Source organism: Roseburia sp. AM59-24XD, from assembly GCF_003478445.1.
In the GTDB taxonomy this organism is placed as follows: Bacteria; Bacillota; Clostridia; order Lachnospirales; family Lachnospiraceae; genus Jutongia.
In genome coordinates this window covers 69,887-87,422 of the sequence record NZ_QUET01000001.1, presented here as the reverse complement: position 1 = coordinate 87,422, position 17,536 = coordinate 69,887, and the positions used below count along the sequence as shown (strand labels likewise).

Genomic DNA, 17,536 nt, shown 5'->3' with positions numbered 1-17,536 from the left:
TGCACTAATTATGCGATTTTTTCTTGCTTGCACTTAATTTTGCATCAAATGATGTAAGTTTGATGTAAATCGCTGTTTTTTTAGTTTTTTATCAAATGAAGTACGTCCCGTCTATTCGGTAAAACGGTACATCTTTACATCATCTTAATAGAGCTTTGCACCTGCCGGAATGTGGTCATCTACAATCAGAAGATGAAGCTTTTCTTCGCCTTCTTCTTCATGAATAGCACTGAGGAGCATACCGCAAGAGTCAATGCCCATCATAGCTCTCGGTGGAAGATTTGTGATAGCAATAAGAGTCTTTCCAACCAGTTTTTCCGGCTCATAAAAGCTATGAATACCGCTTAAAATGGTTCTGTCTGTGCCTGTTCCGTCATCAAGAGTGAACTGTAAAAGCTTCTTCGACTTCTTAACAGCCTCGCAAGCCTTAACCTTTACAGCTCTGAAATCTGACTTGCTGAATGTATCAAAATCGACCTGTTCCTCAAACAAAGGCTCAATCTTTACCTTAGAGAAATCAATCTTTTCAGGCTCTGCTTTCATTTCCTCGACAGGCTGATTTTTTACATCATTGCCCTTGTTTACATCATTCAAGGACTTCATTGTCGGGAAGAGCAGCACATCTCTGATCGCCGGTGAGTTGGTCATCATCATAACCATACGGTCAATACCGAAGCCGATACCACCGGTCGGAGGCATACCAATGCTGAGAGCGTTCAGGAAGTCCTCATCGGTATGCTCAGCCTCGTCATCACCTGCTGCCAGCGCTTTCTCCTGTGCCTCAAAACGTGCTCTCTGATCGATCGGATCATTTAACTCGGAGTAAGCATTTGCCATCTCCCAGCCGTTCATGAAGAACTCGAAACGCTCTACATAATCCGGATTATCCGGTTTCTTCTTGGTCAGAGGAGAGATCTCGATCGGATGATCCATGATAAATGTAGGCTGGATCAGATGATCCTCTACATACTCCTCGAAGAACAGATTCAGGATGTCACCCTTCTGATGACGCTCCTCGAACTCAATTCCCTTTTCCTTTGCGAGTGCCTTTGCAGCCTCAGTATCCGGAATCTCGTTGAAATCAACGCCGGCATACTTCTTAACGGCATCCACCATCGTCAGTCTCTCAAATGGCTTGGACAGATCCATCTCATGATCTCCATACTTTAAGATCTCGGATCCGGTCACTTCCTTTGCAACGTGACGATACAGCTTCTCGGTCAGATCCATCATGCCATGATAGTCTGTATATGCCTGATAAAGCTCCATCAATGTAAATTCCGGATTGTGTCTGGTGTCCAGACCCTCATTACGGAATACACGACCGATCTCGTAAACACGCTCCATGCCGCCTACGATCAGTCTCTTCAGATAAAGCTCCAGAGAAATTCGAAGCTTTAAGTCCTCATTCAGAGAATTGAAATGGGTCTCAAACGGTCTTGCTGCAGCACCGCCTGCGTTGGACACAAGCATCGGCGTCTCAACCTCCATGAAGCCCTGCTCATCAAGGAAACGTCTGATGCAGCTGATCACCTTGGATCTCTTAATGAAGGTGTCTTTCACGTCCTCATTCATGATCAGATCCACATATCTCTGACGATATCTGGTATCGGTATCGGTCAGTCCATGATGCTTCTCCGGAAGGATCTGCAGACTCTTGGAAAGAAGAACGATCTCCTCTGCATGAACAGAGATTTCACCTGTCTTTGTCTTAAATACCTTACCCTTTACGCCAAGGATATCACCAATATCGTATTTCTTAAAGTCCGCATAGGACTCCTCACCGATCTCATCTCTTGCAACATAAAGCTGCATTTTCCCTTTCAGATCCTGTATATTACAGAAGGATGCTTTACCCATCACACGCTTAAACATCATACGGCCTGCCAGAGACACTTCCTGTCCCTCTAACTCCTCATAACGGTCTCTGATATCCTGTGAATGTACTGTCACATCATATTTCGTGATCCGGAACGGATCCTTTCCCGCTTCCTGTAAATTTGCAAGTTTCTCATGACGCACCTTCAGCAAAGCATTCACGTCCTGCTCTGCCTGCGGCTTCTTATTCTGCTGTGCCACTTTTCTATCACTCCGTTTCTATCTCTTATTTTGACTTCTGGATCTCAAGGATCTCGTATTTAACAACCTCACCGTTCGGTGTCTCTACCTCGATCTGATCTCCTACCTTGGAGCCGATCAGTGCAGCACCTACCGGAGACTCATTGGAGATCTTATTGCCAAGAACGTCTGCCTCTGTAGAACCTACGATCTTGTATGTCATTTCCTCATCAAACTCAATATCCTTCAGGCGAACCGTACAGCCGATATTGATCGCATTAACGTCAACATCCTCCTCAACAACGACCTCTGCATTCTTGAGGATCTTGTCGATCTCTTCAATACGAAGCTCGATATCTCTCTGCTCATCCTTTGCTGCATCATACTCTGCATTCTCGGACAGGTCACCCTGCTCACGTGCTTCTTTAATCTTTGCTGCTACCTCTTTACGTCTATTCAGCTTTAAATCCTGAAGCTCATCCTCCAGCGCTTTCAAACCTTCATAGGTTAATATGTTTTTCTTCTCTGCCATGTCAAGCCCTCCAACTATTGATATATTCGCTATCATGCGCTATCCATACATATAACGCTATCGTGTTATTCTAACACGAATCCCTTGCATCAGTCAACCACGCCTCCCGCGGCATCGACTGACTGCCTGATACTCTTATTGTTCATCGTTCATGCTGGTACGGAATGGTGCCATCGGCAGTCCGTTCTTACCAAACATGTTGACCTCTGCGTAGTTTCTCCAGTTATATCTTGCATATACCGGCTCCTTTACATTTGCAGAGAATAAACGAACACGGTTGCCCTGGATCTGTACGGAATCTGCCGGATAGAACACCTTATCCTGACCTGCCACCTCAAAGCCCAGAGGCTTCTCGCCGGTACATATGATACCGTCTCTTACATGATTGAAGATCAGCCAGATATAGGACTGTAATGTATAGCAGGACTGATAGAACGGACCGAATGCACGAACCTCATTATCCAGTCCATATGCGTGATACATTGCCTGCAAAGCCAGACGCTCACCGACCGGCTGCTTATCGATCGGATGAATGTTGCTGTACTCGCCCTTGTCAAGCACTACCGCAAGACCGGTGTTCTTAACGGTACGGTATACTCTGTGCTGTGCCTCACGGATCAACGGCCAGTTTGTGAGATTCTCCTCACCAACATTAGAGAACATCGGAAGCTGAACGATCATAAACGGAAGCTTATCGTCATGCCAGTCCTCTCTCCACTGACGGATCAGGCGGCTCAAAAGATTGTAGTAGCTTCTTGGCTTCTTATCATCCTCTTCTCCCTGATAATACAGGAATCCTGCCAGTGTATATGGTGCAATTCTCTGGATCATTGTCTCATAAAGACCGGCCGGGCGGTACTCGGAACGTGGTCCCATCGGTCCCGGATACTTATTCTCACCGCAAACCTCCAAAGCACCCTCCCAGGTAGGGTTTGGAGTTGTCTCATAATAATGCTTGCAGTTCTTATCAAACTCTGCCTGATAAACAATGTACTCCTCGCGCTCCTTGCAGTATGCATCAAAATCCTGATTGGCAACGATCTCGTCATACTCCTCTACATAAGAAGAAATCACCTTATCACTCTCCAGGGCTTCTCTGCTCATCCAGCAGGATGCGGAGGTGCCGCCCCAGTTACATCCAATGATTCCAACCGGAACATCAAGCTGTGCAGCCAGCTTTCTTGCAAAGTAATAACCTACTGCAGACCAGCGTCCCACATTCTCCGGACAGCAAAGCTCCCAGCAGCTTTTCTCTTCCTGCTCGTAAAGCTCATCACACAGGTAGGATACCTTCGGTGTGTAATAGAAACGAAGCAGTTCATTGTGTGCTTCGGAAACAGCGACTGCGCCATCCTTGGAATTCTGAAGCTCTAACTCCATGTTGGACTGACCACCTGCAAGCCATATCTCTCCGTACATAACATCCTCATATGTCTTGACCTCGTCATTGTCCGTCTTGACCGTAAGAACATATGGACCACCTGCCTCCATCGGCGGCAGGAAAAGCTGCCATTTGCCATCCTGAACGTATGTCACCACTCGGGCATCCTGTATAGTCACCGTCACCTTTCTGGCATCGGACTCCCCCCAGATAACTACTGGTTTTCTTCTCTGTAAGATCATATGATCACTAAATATAGCTGGTAATTTAAGCATGATATCAGTCTCCTCCATTCCCGATTGGATAATCTATGAATTTTCTCAATTAGACCTATTATACAACTTTTCCCTTACTCATTGCAATTCCTTTTTGTAACCTTTATAATAATATCAAGAAGTTCACATTATGACAGCAGTGATAAATTTTCTCACGAACACAACAGAGAACAGGGGGAATCGTATGAATAAACCAGGCAGAACACACCATATCAGAAACCGGATCATCACAGTCATTTTGATCCTTGCAGCAGCATTCTGCTTTGGATTTGTCCAGTGGAATTCCCGCATACATTACTATTCCGATGAGCATACAACCGGCAATACAAGCACTAATCTGTTGAACGGTGGTCTGTTTGCTGAGTCCGGAGACACGATCTATTTCGCCAATCCCTATGATCAGAACTCGCTCTATTCCATGGATAAGAAGCTCTCCCATGTTAAGAAGCTTCACGATGACTATACCAGCTACATCAATGCAGCAGGCAGATATATCTTTTATACAAGACGTAATGACAAGAAAGGCACTGATTCACAGGCACTTTTTTCCTTCAGCACTACCGGCTTATACCGGATCAACAGCAACGGTCAGGGCTTAAAGCAGCTTTACCGGGAACCATCCCAGTCGTTAAGTCTGCTTGGCAATCATATCTTTTATCAGCATTATGACCGCAAGCTCGGTCTGCAGCTTTTCCGCATCGGCATCGACGGCAAGAAAGACACCATGATTCTGAAGGAGGGTGCATCACCGGTGATCGATGATGACACGATCTACTATACCGGGCTTGACAGCGATCACAGCATCCACAGCATTTCTACCGATGGCGGAAGCGCCCGGGTCATCTATGAGGGCAACTTTACCGGTCTGTCCTTTGTCAAAGGCTTTCTTTATTGTATGGATATGGACAACGATTACACGCTGTGCCGGCTGGATCTTTCCACCGGCGAAATGACACATCTGACACAGGTTCGCATCGCCACCTATAATATCAGCCGGGACGGTGCTACAGTATATTATCAGATTGACAATGGCAGTGATAATGGTTTATATGCTCTGGATACCAAATCAGGAGCGCAAACCCAGTTACGCTCCGGCAATTTTAATTATCTGCATATTATTGATCACTATCTGTTCTTTGAAAACTTTGACGGGAGTACCGCCTATGTGATGAATCTTGCCAATGAACAGATCGAAGAATTTCATCCAAAGACTGCAAAGTAATGAAACGATATCGCAAAACAACCCACACCGGTAATTCGTGTGGGTTGTTTTGCTTCGTTTTATATTCTGTTTAAGAATCCATTTCCTTCCTCTGAAGCTGCTCCTTAAGTTCGAGCATGCAGCAGCCATTCAGGGGATTTTTCGCATATGGTGCGATCTCACACATCGGCTCGAGTACAAACATCCGGTTTGCCATCTCCACATGCGGGATCATCAGATCCTTCGTCTGTATGATCTCCTGATCGTACAATATAATGTCCAGATCCACGGTTCTCGGTCCCCAGTGAACGATCCGCTCTCTTTTCTGCTCCTGCTCGATCCGCCCGATCAGCTCCAGCAGTTCCTCCGGTGTCCGCAGCGTCTCAAGCATAACCGCTCCGTTCAGGAAATCATCCTGCTCCACACCGCCAACCGGCTCCGTCACAATATAAGAAGAGACCTTCTTCACCCTCGTCCATGGATCCTTATTCAGGCTTTTAACCGCCATATCGAGATGTGCCTTCTTATCACCCATATTGGAGCCGATGCTTAAATAAGCCACATGCCACTGACGCTTCACAGTCACAGACACCGTCTCAAGCGGCAAATGCACCGGCGCCCACGGCTTTTTCACCTCTAAGGTGACGGCACGCACCGCATCATATTGAAGCAGGATCTCCTGTGCCAGATATTCTGCCAGCTTCTCGATCAGCTGAAAGGTGTTCCGGGTTGCCTTCTTCGTCACAAAGGCGGCAACCTCCGCATAGTTGACCGAGTAATTGAGGTCATCTGTCTGTCCCGCTTTACGGACATCACATTCCAGTTCGATCGAGATCACAAATTTCTGTCCGAGTGCATTTTCCTCAGGCATCACCCCGTGTTTCGCAAATATTTCCAAATTCTTTATTTTAATACAATCCAATCTGATTCCTCTTTTCTTATCTGACCCGTTTTCCGGACAGTGCTTTATGATGTGTCCTCATGAAACAAGACATTATGCTGCATCTTCATGAAATAACACATAATCCGGTGACATCGTGCATGCAAGCACCAGTCCCTTCGGCAGTCTGTCATAATTCTTTCCAAGCTTATAGCCAGCCAGCTTAAAACCACACTGCAGTGCGAAATAGAACGCCTTCCATATCCTGCCTCTCTTCAGCAGATATAAAAGCACGGTCTTTGCATAGCCCGCGCCCTCCTTCTCGGAGGAAATGCTTTCAAAGACCTCTCTGTACTGTTTCTGGGACACACCCAGATCAAAGTTGCGGTGAAACTGCTGCATACAGGTGTAACTGTGGGAATGGATCACCTCTGCCCCGGCACAATATGCAACCTGATATCCTGCCCGGATCACACTGGATGCCATGATCATATCCTCATTGAATATCGTAGGATGCACAAAGCCTCCCATCTTCTGATAACGGTCAAGACGATACATCGCACAGACATCCGAACAGAAATATGTCTTGATACCAAGGCGCTCCAGATCCTCCTTGCGCTTGATCTGATCCTGCGGCGGATAATTGTGGACTCTTGTCAGCTCCTCCACCACATCGGCACCCTCTCTCGCAAGCTGTCTGGCATAGGCGATCGCCGTTCTCTCATCCTCAAACGCTTTCGCCAGCGTCTCGATCAGATGTGTATTGGCCGGAACCGCATCCTGCGTCATAAATAATATATAATGCCGATCCGATGCTGCCTGATTCCCCTCTGCTGCCAGCCGGGCACCATAATCGCGCGTAGCACCATGATCAAAATCCTTTTTGGCAACCGAATGCACTGTCATATCGGAATTCATCGGCTGCATCAACTCATCGCCCTCTCCCATCGTCTGCAGCACATAAATATGATGCGGCTTCACCGTCTGCTCCTGCAAAAGCCCGATCAGCTTCTGAAAGGAGTCATCCGGCCGGTATGCCGGTATGATCACATCAATGACCGGTTTATTTTGATCTTCCATCGCTTACATTCCTCCCGTTCTGATCCGTTATTCGGATCTGCCAAGCAGTCTGCCAACAACACGCACGGTATCCTGTGCATCCTCTGCGTATCCGTCCGCACCGATCTCATCCGCAAAGCTCTGTGTGATCACAGCGCCACCGATCAGTACCTTACAGGAAAGATTTTGCTCATGCACCATATCGACTACTTTTTTCATTTCCATCATTGTGGTCGTCATAAGTGCCGATAATCCGATGATATCTGCGTTATGCTCAATCGCAGCCTCGATAATAGTCTCTGCCGGCACATCTTTTCCAAGATCCACCACATGATAGCCATAGTTCTTTAACATCAGCGCAACCAGATTCTTTCCGATATCATGAATATCATGCTCTACCGTTGCGATCACGATCGTTCCAAGAGACTCACTCGAACGGTTCTGTGCCAGGATCGGCTCCAGATAATTGATGGATGCCTCCATGGTCTCTGCACTCGAGATCAGCTGTGGCAGATAATAAATCTGCTTGTCGTACAACTCACCCACATGAATAATACCCGGGATCAGACTCTCATCAATGATCTGCTGCGGATCTCTTCCGTCCTTCACCGCCTGCTCCACAAGCTGTTTTGCTCTCTGCTTTTTACCTTTAATGACCGCCTCGAAGATCTCGTCTCCCTGCTTATCCTCCGGAATTGCAGCAGACGTCTTTCCTCCGGTGCTCACAGTCGCTTTCAGGCTCCGGCTGTCCACCTCTCCGCTGACCATCGTCAGCTTATGCTCATTCACACGTTCAATATAGCGCAGATCTGCATCCGGTTTGTTCATCAGCAGATCCGATGCATATACCGCATGCATCAATAGATCCTGTGATGGATTGGCGATCGCCATGGTAAGTCCGTTCATGATCGCCATCGCCATAAAGTTACTGTTGACAAATGCTCTCTCCGGCAGACCAAACGAAATATTGGACAGACCGCAGGCTGTTGCTACACCAAGCTCATATTTGCAGTAACGAATCGTCTCCAATGTTTCCACGGCAGCCATCTTATTGGCACCGATCGTTGCCACCAGACCATCCACGATCACATCCTCCGGCGTCAGCTCATATTCTGCTGCCGCCGCAAGAACCGTGTGAATGATCTGCTTTTTCTCCTCAATATCCTTTGGAAGTCCCTCATCCGACAGAGGAAGAAGGATAAACATCGCACCATATTTCTTTGCGATCGGAAGAAGACGTTTCATCTTCTCCTGCTCCATTGAAATGGAATTGATCAGCGCACGTCCCGGATAGATCCTGAGTGCAGCCTCGATCACATCCACATAGCTGGAATCAATGGAAAGTGGTATGTCCGTTAAAAGGGTCAGTTCGTTGACAACCTTCCACATCATTTCCTTCTCATCAATACCGTTCGTTCCCATGTTGACATCGAGAATGGCTGCACCGGCCTCAACCTGTGCCTCTGCCATCTCACCGACTAACTCCAGACTGCCCTCGCGAAGCTGTGCCTGCAGCGCTTTCTTGCCGGTTGGGTTGATCCTCTCTCCGATCACCTTAAATGCACCGTCCAGCTCGATCGGCAGGATATTTCTCTCTGTGGAAAGAGCACGGCGTACAACCTTTCCCTTTCTCTCAGGATAAGCTGCCTTTCCCCGCAGTTCCTTCTCCTCCAGAAGCCCCACAAGCTGACGGATATGCTCCGGTGTCGTTCCGCAGCAACCGCCCAGAATATCCGCACCTGCCTCTGCCAGCACACACATCTCCTGTGCAAATGTCTCAGGTCCCATGTCATAAACCGTCTCACCGTCCACAAGCTGCGGCAGTCCCGCATTTGGCTTTGCCACGATCGGAAGCGCGGTATAACGGCACATCTTCTCGATCACGGACACCATCTTATCCGGACCGGTCGAACAGTTCACACCGATCGCATCAACGCCCATCGCCGTCATCACTAATGCGGCTGTCTCCGGGTTCGTTCCAAACAGGGTTCTTCCATCCTCCGCAAAGGTCAGTGTCACCATAACCGGAAGCTCTGAACTCTCCTTTACCGCCAGAACGGCAGCCCTGCACTCCTGCAGACTCATCATCGTCTCCACAACGACAAAATCCACGCCGGCTTCCTTTAAGAAACCAACCTGTTCCTTATAAATATCCACAAGTTTCTCAAACGGAAGTGATCCGACCGGATACAGCTGCTGCCCCGTCATTGTCAGATCACCGGCCACAAGCACTCTTCTGTCCGTATCTGCCTGTCTGATTGCTTCAAAAGACAGCTCTGCCAGTCTGTGATTCATCTCTCCGATCTGATCTGCCAGACCATACTCCTCCAGCTTGATCCTGTTACCGGAAAAGGTCGGTGCATAAAGCACATCCGAACCGGCCTCAATATATTCTCTCTGAAGTCCGATCAACACGTCCGGATGTTCAAGGATCCACTCCTCCGGACATACTCCGGTCGGCATCCCTCTCTTCTGCAGATTGGAGCCTGTCGCTCCGTCTAAGATCATTCTTCCCTTTTGAACAAACTCACGAAATTCCTGTCTTGTCATCTATTTTGTCCTTTCTCGCTCTGGTAATTCATTTTCAGCGTTTCCATAGTAACACATATCCCCTCTGCGATTCAAGAATAAGCATTTGGTATTTTCTTTTTTTTCATTTTCATATATACTAATCAATGATTCCAGCTTCCCTGCATGTTAAATGCAGCCGGAGGCATCGAAATTACAAGGGAGGATTTATTCATGATCTTACAATGCAGTCATATCAGTAAATCATTCGATGGCAACACCATTCTGAATGATATCTCTTTTCATATAAATGAACAGGAAAAAACAGCAATCGTCGGTGTCAACGGCTCTGGCAAATCAACACTCCTTAAGATCCTTATGGGAGAATATGAGGCCGATGACGGCGAGATCATTATCCAGAAGGATGCGGTGATCGGTTATCTTGCACAGAATCAGGACATTGATTCTGCCAAGTCCGTTCTGGAGGAAATGCAGGATGCCAAGAAGGATGTGATCGCTCTTGAGCAGGAGTTAAACGATATCACTGAGCAGATGAACCACGCCTCCGGCGAAGAGTTAGAACACCTGATTGCCAAAAGTGACACTCTCCGCCACCGCTTTGAGCTGGCGGGCGGCTACACCTACCACAGTGAGCTGATCGGTGTCTTAAAGGGGCTTGGCTTTACCGAGGAAGAGTTTAATAAACCGGTATCTGCCCTTTCCGGTGGCGAGCGTACGCGTGTTGCCCTCGGTAAAATGCTTTTAACCTCCCCGGATCTGATCATCCTCGATGAGCCGACCAACCACCTTGATATGAAGGCGATCCGCTGGTTGGAGGGATATCTCTCCGGCTACCGCGGAGCCGTGATCATCGTTGCACACGACCGCTATTTTCTGGATCGTATCGTAACGAAGGTTGTGGAGATCCGCCAGCATAAATCAACCGTTTATCAGGGAAATTACAGCCAGTTTTCCGAGAAAAAACAGGCTCTTCTTGATACACAGATGAAGCAATACCTGAACCAGCAGGCAGAGATCAAGCATCAGGAGGCTGTCATTGCCAAGCTTAAATCCTTTAACCGCGAGAAATCTGTCAAACGTGCGGAAAGCCGCGAGAAACAGCTCGACAAGATAGAACGTCTCGACAAACCGGTTGAGGAAAATACCCGCATGAACCTTTTGTTCTCCCCGCGGATCCAGAGCGGCAACGATGTCCTTTCTATCGAGCATCTCAGCAAAGCCTTTGACAGTGAGATTCTTTTCACCGATATCAGCTTTGAGCTCAAACGTGGCGAGCGTGTTGCCATCATCGGCGATAACGGCTCCGGCAAGACGACGATCCTTAAGATCATCAATGACCTTGTCAAGGCAGATGCCGGCACGATCCGTCTTGGAACGAATGTGGAGATCGGCTATTACGATCAGGCACATCAGGTACTGCATGCAGAGAAGACGATCTTTGAAGAATTACAGGATGATTACCCATCCATGACTAATACAGAGATCCGCAATATTCTTGCCGCATTTCTGTTTACGGACGATGATGTTTTCAAGCAGATCTCTAAGTTAAGCGGTGGTGAGCGCGGACGCGTCTCCCTCGCCAAGCTGATGCTGTCCGATGCAAATTTACTGATTCTGGACGAGCCGACCAACCATCTGGATATCGACTCCAAGGAGATCCTCGAGCGTGCCGTCAATCACTTTGAGGGAACGGTTCTGTATGTATCACATGACCGTTACTTCATCAACCGCACCGCAACGCGTATCCTTGATCTGACACAGAAACAGCTTGTCAACTATATCGGTAACTATGATTACTATCTTGAGAAAAAGGAGGCAAATGAGCAGGCACAGCTTACGACTCCTGTAGAACCAGCGACCGATACCGCAGACAACGGTGCCTCCGATTCCAAGCTGACCTGGCAGCAGCAGAAGGAAGAGCAGGCACGTCTTCGCAAGAAGCAGAATGCACTGAATAAAGTCGAGAAAGAAATTTCCGAATTAGAAGCAAAAAACGAGTCTCTGGATGAGCAGCTGTCCGATCCCAAAAACGGGACAGACATTGCTCTGCTCCAGAAACTCGCTTCTGAAAAGGAAGCCAACGATGAACGGCTTCTTACTCTCATGGAAGAATGGGAAAATCTGGCAGAGGACTGATCATCGTACCTCTACTCCCGGATGCGATTTCGCTTTTCGCATTTTCTTGTTTTCATACATGCGGTCATCGGCAATTTTCAAATAATTCTCGATGGTCCGCTTTCCATCCGGGACTCCCATATAATATCCCAGACTGGCACCGATCGTATACGGCTTGTTCAGCGAAGCATTGGCGCTGTCGATGTATTCCCGGAATAACCGGATATAGTTCTGCGTTTTCTCCTCCGAATAATTCTTACCCATGACAATATATTCATCACCTCCGGATCGAATACATATCTCTCCGTCTTTGGCAGCATACATCATCGCATTGGCAATCGTGGTAATGCAGACATCGCCCTCCTCATGACCATATCTGTCATTGACCTGCTTCAGTCCATCCATATCAATTTCCATGATCATGAACTGTCCGTTATTACGGATACACTCTTCACACATCCTCTCGCCGAACTTTTCCAGACCACGTCTGTTGTATAAACCGGTCAGAGTATCCTGAATATACAGAGACTCCAACTCCTTTGCCACCTGCTGTAATCTCTGCTTCATACGGAAATTCTCCAGGGCACTGTCCAGATGAATAAACCATGACTTGATATTGACATTGGACACCAGGTCATAGTCAATCTGAAGAACCGCATATCCCATATACTGCTGCAGATAATGAAGCGGGATCACATAAATCGGATCCGAATCTCTTGCAAATTCACTCGGAACCATCTGACAGATTGGGAACCGCTCCGGTTTCAGCACTTTCGACTTATGGATTCCCATAACCATATCCACCTTGCACATACTTGTGCCATAATTCTTCTCCGGCAGAGGAAGCTTCTGCTCCCAGTGCTCCGCCAGACAAAGTGCAAAGCTCTTAAAGCCTGTCTCCCGCAGCACATACTGTTTCAGGCAATCGGTATATTCATTCATGTCCTTGGCATTGGCAAGCATTGTAACCATGGCGGATGCGGCTGTCTCCAGATAAAGAACTTTGTCTAACTCGGCGCTGAGCTTTGTCGCGTACTGTCCATTCTCATCGCCGCCCTCTGCGCCGCAGCCGCAGGACTGACGATACACGATCTCTTCTTTCAGGTAATTATCCTGTTCGACCTTCTCTCCTGCCCAGCATCGTTCCAGTATCTCAAAGGCTTTCCGACCCATTGCACGCATCGGCTGCCGGATCGTTGTAACTGACGGTTTGGAGAACCGGCTCTCCACAACATTGTCATATCCGGACACAAGCACCTGAGCCGGAACCTTGATTCCCCGAGCCTGTAATGCCTGTATCACTGAGATCGCCATATAATCATTGGCACACACGATCGCCTCCGGGAAATCCACTCCCGAATTCTGAATCTCTTCGACAACGCCTTCCCCGCAGTTCTTCCAGAAATTCCCCCAGTGTATTCTCTCTTTCTGCACAGAAATACCGTTTTGCTCCAGAACTTCCTTATAAATATCCAGTCGGAACATAGAATGCATATTGTCCTGCGGACCTGTCACCAGATCAATCTTAGAGCAGTGATGTTCATCAATAAAATGCTGTATCATATCCGCAAACGCCGCTTTATCATCCACATATACATTATAGATCCTGTCCGATTCAATCTCCATCGGCGTCCTGAAATTCACGATCGGACACCGGTATCTGTTCAAAACCAGATCGTAGATCTCCTCATACTGATTTTTAGCGAACGCATCGTAAAGCATCAGCACACCGTCTGCCGCATCCGTGTTGGCGATACGGAATATGCTTCGCTCACCCTCGTCATAACGGACATTAGTGGCAGCCCTGCTGTCGATGCTGCTCTCATCCCCAAAGCAAGTAAAAATCACAAGACGATATCCACGTTCCTTCGCAACTTTCTCAATGGAGTTTCGTAATTCGGAAAAATAACTTGAGTATATCTGCGGAAGATAAACTGCAATATTTTTTCTCTTTTTCCCCTTGCTCGTTTCCATTACTTTCTATCCCTTCCTAAAATTAAAATAACTCTTTAATATAAAAAAAATTATATATCTTCTAATCCGCTATGTCAACGAATATAAGCCAGTTTCTCCCCCTGAAACCGTTTACATTTTCCTGTTTTACAGCTACAATATAATTACATAATATTTCGTACTTATCAGTACATTTTTGTGGACAGAAAGGCAGGTAATTTTATGAATCCAATTTACGATAAACTGACCAAATGCTATGAGTGTTTCCGGTCAAAAATCAATTTCACTCCGAAGATTGCACTTGTTCTTGGTTCGGGGCTTGGCAACTATGCCTCCCGGATCCATGTTGTATCTACACTGGATTATCATGATATTGATGGTTTTCCGGTTTCTACGGTTCCCGGTCATCAGGCAGATTCATTTTCGGTTATGTGGCGGATGTTCCTGTCGTATGCATGCAGGGACGCGTTCATTATTATGAGGGCTATGCGATGGAGGATGTCGTGCTCCCGATTCGTCTGATGAAGCTGATGGGGGCTGAGGTGCTGTTCTTAACCAATGCCTCCGGTGGCATCAATGCGAATTTTCATGCCGGTGATTTTATGCTGATCCGCGATCAGATCGCAAGCTTTGTGCCATCCCCTCTCATCGGATCCAATATCGATGAACTCGGCGTTCGTTTTCCGGATATGAGCGATATCTATGACCACCGGCTCCGCCTGACAATCCGCCGCACGGCAGCGAGACTGGATATTCCGCTGCAGGAGGGCGTCTATATCCAGCTTACCGGACCAAATTACGAATCCCCTGCAGAGGTTCAGATGTGCAAGGCTCTGGGGGCAGATGCCGTCGGTATGAGCACTGCCTGTGAAGCGATCGCCGCCAACCATATGGGTATGCATATCTGCGGTATCTCCTGCATATCGAATCTTGCCTGCGGCATTTCCGACCAGCCGTTAAACCATAAGGAGGTGCAGGAGGTCGCCGACCGCAGGGCTCCTGTATTTGAACAGCTTGTGACCGGATGTATCCTGGATATCGCTGCAGAACTGAACTTAACGGAATAAAAGGAGATGATTTATATGACACAGGAAACATTTGCAACACCGGAAGCTCATACGATCCGCATCTACAACGCCCTGATCCTTCCCCTGACAGAATCAGACGTTACTGCAAAGCCCCTTGTCATAGAGGGCGAGCTGCAGATTGCCGATGACCGGATCACCTATGTCGGTAACTCCGCCGATGCACCGGTATCGACTCAGTGGGACCGGGAAATTGACGCCTGTGGCAATGTGATCATGCCCGGTTTCAAAAACGCACACACACACTCCGGCATGACCTTCTTGCGTTCCTACGCAGATGATCTTCCGCTACAGCAGTGGCTTTATGATAAAGTATTCCCTCTGGAAGCGGCAATGACTGCTGAGGATGTATATTGGAGCTCCCGTCTTGCGATTCTGGAATACTTAACCAGCGGTATCACTGCCAATTTCGATATGTACCAGAAAACAGAATCTATCGTGCAGGCTTCGATTGATTCCGGCTTCCGCACGGTTCTGTGCGGCAGTGTCAACAATTTTGTAAGCAGCCCTGCCGAGCTGGAGCAACAGTATTTACGCTACAACGACACAGATCCGCTGATCTCCTTCCAGCTTGGTTTTCATGCAGAATACACAACCGACGAGAAGCTTTTACGGAAAATTGCTGCTTTAAGTCAGAGATACAGTGCTCCGGTTTATACACACAGCTCCGAAACAGCTTCCGAGGTGGCTGACTGTATCAAACGTCATGGTGCGACACCAACCGTGTATCTGAATCGTCTTGGTATGTTTGAGCATGGCGGCGGTGGATTTCACTGCGTACACATGACTGAGGAAGATCTTGATATCTGTCTTTCCGGGGGACTCTGGGTCATCACCAATCCTTCCTCCAACCTCAAGCTCGCCAGCGGTATCGCGCCTCTGACACGCATGCTTCGCAACGGAATCCGGCTTGCCATCGGAACGGATGGACCAGCAAGTAATAACTGTCTGGATATGTTCCGGGAAATGTTTCTTACGACCGCTTTGCAGAAGGTTCAGGATCAGGACGCCTCTGCGATGGACGCTGATGTCGTTTTACGAATGGCGGCTTCTAACGGTGCGCATGCAATGTGTCTGCCGGACTGCGACAGTCTTGCCCCGGGCAAGCAGGCAGATCTGATCATGCTCGACCTTCATCAGCCAAATATGCAGCCGGTCAATGAAATTTCCAAGAATATCGTCTACAGCGGCAGCAAACAAAATGTGAAATTAACTATGGTTGCAGGGAAAATTTTATACGAAAACGAAAAATTTCACCTTGACGAGGATCCGGAGCGGATCTACGCCAAGGTGAATGAAACAATTCATCGGATCACCCGATCATAATATTCGATTCTTTTTCAGAACAACAAAGATTACTCCACAGATCAAAGTTGTGGCAAGTGATATAATCAAAAACGCATGTGTTGCCAGTGCCAGCGGAACTCTTACGTTCATTCCGAAGAAACCGGAGATAATGGTTGGCACTGCCATCACTAACGTGATCGATGTCAAATACTTCATGACGTTATTCAGCCGGTTATCGATCACAGAAGATAACAGCTCTCTTGTTCCGTTTATAATATCTCGATAGATTCCCGTCATCTCAATCGCCTGCTGGTTCTCGACAATAATATCATCAAGCAGCTCCTTATCCTCCGGATACTGCTCCAGTCTCTTATATCTGGTCAGACGATCCAACACAACGGCATTCGCACGAAGCGAGGTTGCAAAATATACAAGCGTTGACTCAAGTGCATGCAGATCGATCAGATCGATGTCCTCGGTATCACCGTCAATCCGTTCCTCGATCTCAGTCCGCTTCTTGTCTATAATGCGCAGTGCACTCTGATACAGCGTTGCGATCCGAAACAGGATCTGATACACAAAACGCAGACGTTTCTTGGTACTAAACTCCTTAACTCTGCCGAGCACAAAGGACTGAAGCACAGGTGTATCCTCGGTACACACCGTAATGATCGCATCCTTCGTCAAAATGATGCCCAGAGGAATGGTCGTGTATGCCTCCTTGTCCATGCGGATCTCCGTCGTTGGGATATCCACCAGAATCAGGGTATATCCATCCTCCAGTTCAATACGGGAGCTCTCTTCCTCATCCAACGCTGCCAGCAGGTCTGTAATATCAACATCCAGCTTTCTGGCATATTCTTCGCCCTCTCCTTCGGAAGGATTAACCATCTGAACCCATACACCCTCGGTCAGTTCTTCCTCTTCGTGAATCTTTCTGTCATCCGTACGATATATCTTAACCAATACAATCACACCAATCTATAGTTTCTATCTGATACCCTTACACTAAATATAAGTATACCATGTTCTCTCATATTTCGACAAGGCACATTTTCCGGAATGCCCCTATCTTTACCTGCTTTTTACAAAACGCCTGCTAAAACAGAGAAATCCCCTGCTTCGGAAGCTCTTCCTTGATCGCCTCCAGCATCCGGTAGCGAACGTCCCAGTATTCCTTA

Annotated in this window: 11 protein-coding genes and 1 pseudogene; 4 read left to right on the top strand and 8 right to left on the bottom strand. The window is 47.6% G+C overall.

Annotation, left to right across the window (positions count from 1 at the left end; all coding sequences use genetic code 11):
- Positions 1-144 precede the first annotated feature (144 nt).
- The 3 genes from lysS to DXA20_RS00375 all read right to left on the bottom strand — a co-directional run bounded on the left by lysS (position 145) and on the right by DXA20_RS00375 (position 4,246).
- Positions 145-2,079 (bottom strand): lysine--tRNA ligase, encoded by a 1,935-nt coding sequence (gene lysS / locus DXA20_RS00385; RefSeq protein WP_118558912.1) that lies wholly within the window; start codon positions 2,077-2,079, stop codon positions 145-147.
- Positions 2,080-2,104: 25 nt separating this feature from the next.
- Positions 2,105-2,590, bottom strand: a complete 486-nt coding sequence (gene greA / locus DXA20_RS00380; RefSeq protein ID WP_022305990.1) for a transcription elongation factor GreA — start codon at positions 2,588-2,590, stop codon at positions 2,105-2,107.
- 135 nt (positions 2,591-2,725) lie between these two features.
- Positions 2,726-4,246 carry a sialate O-acetylesterase gene (locus DXA20_RS00375; RefSeq protein WP_022305989.1) on the bottom strand — a complete coding sequence of 507 codons (1,521 nt, stop codon included), beginning with the start codon at positions 4,244-4,246 and terminating at the stop codon, positions 2,726-2,728.
- Positions 4,247-4,430: 184 nt separating this feature from the next.
- On the opposite strand from DXA20_RS00375, the gene DXA20_RS00370 reads away from it, so the two are divergent.
- Positions 4,431-5,468 (top strand): DUF5050 domain-containing protein, encoded by a 1,038-nt coding sequence (locus DXA20_RS00370; RefSeq protein ID WP_158577077.1) that lies wholly within the window; start codon positions 4,431-4,433, stop codon positions 5,466-5,468.
- A 70-nt stretch (positions 5,469-5,538) separates the two neighbouring features.
- On the opposite strand, the gene folK is transcribed toward DXA20_RS00370, so the two are convergent.
- The 3 genes from folK to DXA20_RS00355 all read right to left on the bottom strand — a co-directional run bounded on the left by folK (position 5,539) and on the right by DXA20_RS00355 (position 9,936).
- The gene (gene folK, locus DXA20_RS00365) at positions 5,539-6,369 is read right to left on the bottom strand and encodes a 2-amino-4-hydroxy-6-hydroxymethyldihydropteridine diphosphokinase (protein WP_243100474.1); all 831 of its coding nucleotides are present in this window, start codon (positions 6,367-6,369) and stop codon (positions 5,539-5,541) included.
- Positions 6,370-6,441: 72 nt separating this feature from the next.
- On the bottom strand, positions 6,442-7,407 hold the full coding sequence (locus tag DXA20_RS00360; protein ID WP_118558909.1) for a glycosyltransferase family 2 protein: 966 nt from the start codon (positions 7,405-7,407) through the stop codon (positions 6,442-6,444).
- A 27-nt stretch (positions 7,408-7,434) separates the two neighbouring features.
- The gene (locus DXA20_RS00355) at positions 7,435-9,936 is read right to left on the bottom strand and encodes a homocysteine S-methyltransferase family protein (RefSeq protein ID WP_118558908.1); all 2,502 of its coding nucleotides are present in this window, start codon (positions 9,934-9,936) and stop codon (positions 7,435-7,437) included.
- A 192-nt stretch (positions 9,937-10,128) separates the two neighbouring features.
- Here DXA20_RS00355 and abc-f point away from each other — a divergent pair, with 192 nt between their 5' ends.
- A complete protein-coding gene (gene abc-f, locus DXA20_RS00350; RefSeq protein ID WP_118558907.1) occupies positions 10,129-12,051 on the top strand; it encodes a ribosomal protection-like ABC-F family protein in 1,923 nt (640 codons plus the stop codon).
- Here the strand turns inward: abc-f and DXA20_RS00345 are convergent, their stop codons facing one another.
- Positions 12,052-14,004 carry a diguanylate cyclase gene (locus DXA20_RS00345; RefSeq protein ID WP_118558906.1) on the bottom strand — a complete coding sequence of 651 codons (1,953 nt, stop codon included), beginning with the start codon at positions 14,002-14,004 and terminating at the stop codon, positions 12,052-12,054.
- 201 nt (positions 14,005-14,205) lie between these two features.
- On the opposite strand from DXA20_RS00345, the pseudogene DXA20_RS00340 reads away from it, so the two are divergent.
- Together DXA20_RS00340 and DXA20_RS00335 are read left to right on the top strand one after the other, a co-directional pair.
- Positions 14,206-15,050: pseudogene (locus DXA20_RS00340) on the top strand (purine-nucleoside phosphorylase).
- 15 nt (positions 15,051-15,065) lie between these two features.
- Positions 15,066-16,394, top strand: coding sequence for an amidohydrolase family protein (locus DXA20_RS00335; RefSeq protein ID WP_118558905.1), 1,329 nt, complete (start codon positions 15,066-15,068; stop codon positions 16,392-16,394).
- On the opposite strand, the gene DXA20_RS00330 is transcribed toward DXA20_RS00335, so the two are convergent.
- On the bottom strand, positions 16,389-17,321 hold the full coding sequence (locus DXA20_RS00330; protein ID WP_118558957.1) for a magnesium transporter CorA family protein: 933 nt from the start codon (positions 17,319-17,321) through the stop codon (positions 16,389-16,391). The two genes, DXA20_RS00335 and DXA20_RS00330, sit on opposite strands and share 6 nt — an antisense overlap.
- Positions 17,322-17,536: the final 215 nt, after the last annotated feature.

Coding starts and splice junctions, on each gene's coding strand:
- greA (WP_022305990.1), bottom strand. CDS start 2,590: ATGGCAGAGAAGAAAAACATATTAACCTATGAAGGTTTGAAAGCGCTG.
- DXA20_RS00375 (WP_022305989.1), bottom strand. CDS start 4,246: ATGCTTAAATTACCAGCTATATTTAGTGATCATATGATCTTACAGAGA.
- DXA20_RS00370 (WP_158577077.1), top strand. CDS start 4,431: ATGAATAAACCAGGCAGAACACACCATATCAGAAACCGGATCATCACA.
- DXA20_RS00360 (WP_118558909.1), bottom strand. CDS start 7,407: ATGGAAGATCAAAATAAACCGGTCATTGATGTGATCATACCGGCATAC.
- DXA20_RS00355 (WP_118558908.1), bottom strand. CDS start 9,936: ATGACAAGACAGGAATTTCGTGAGTTTGTTCAAAAGGGAAGAATGATC.
- abc-f (WP_118558907.1), top strand. CDS start 10,129: ATGATCTTACAATGCAGTCATATCAGTAAATCATTCGATGGCAACACC.
- DXA20_RS00345 (WP_118558906.1), bottom strand. CDS start 14,004: ATGGAAACGAGCAAGGGGAAAAAGAGAAAAAATATTGCAGTTTATCTT.
- DXA20_RS00335 (WP_118558905.1), top strand. CDS start 15,066: ATGACACAGGAAACATTTGCAACACCGGAAGCTCATACGATCCGCATC.